Genomic DNA, 501 nt, shown 5'->3' on the forward strand with positions numbered 1-501 from the left:
CCCCTCTCCCCCGACCCCGTCCGGCGGCGCGAACGTCCTGTCGCGCCCAGCCTCGCGCCGCCGGACGGCCAGCCGTTCCCAGGGTGCGGACCGGTCCCGTTCGCAGCAGCCTGAAGGCATGGCACCTCCCATCGAGCACCCGCATGTCGTGGTCCACGCCCCCGCCCTGGACGGCTCGCGCCGGGTGACCCTGGGCGAGGAGCCGCTGGGCGTCGCGACCCACGCCGACGACGTCGCCGAGATCCTGCGCCTGGCCGATCTGTACGTCACGGACCTCGCGGAGAGCGACCTCGTCGAGTGGCAGGGCGGCGGGCCGGACGACTGGCCGGGACTGTCGGAGCACCACGAGACGTGATCGCGCCTACGGCACCGGTCGTACGCCTTGTACGGAAGCCTCAAATCAAGCTCTGAACCCGGCCCCGGGGGCTTCAACCGCCCCGGGGGCCGGGCACATTCTCGTCGTACGGGGCCCGCAGGTACGGGGGCGGCGGGCCTCGGTAC

1 protein-coding gene is annotated in these 501 nt (G+C 73.7%); it reads left to right on the forward strand.

What is annotated here, in order from left to right; translation table 11 throughout:
- The first annotated feature begins 118 nt into the window (after positions 1–118).
- Positions 119–355, forward strand: a complete 237-nt coding sequence (locus C1J00_RS44085) for a hypothetical protein (protein WP_180989944.1) — start codon at positions 119–121, stop codon at positions 353–355.
- Positions 356–501 lie beyond the last annotated feature (146 nt).

Source organism: Streptomyces cahuitamycinicus (assembly GCF_002891435.1).
In the GTDB taxonomy this organism is placed as follows: domain Bacteria; phylum Actinomycetota; class Actinomycetes; order Streptomycetales; family Streptomycetaceae; genus Streptomyces; species Streptomyces cahuitamycinicus.

Coding starts and splice junctions, on each gene's coding strand:
- C1J00_RS44085 (WP_180989944.1), top strand. CDS start 119: ATGGCACCTCCCATCGAGCACCCGCATGTCGTGGTCCACGCCCCCGCC.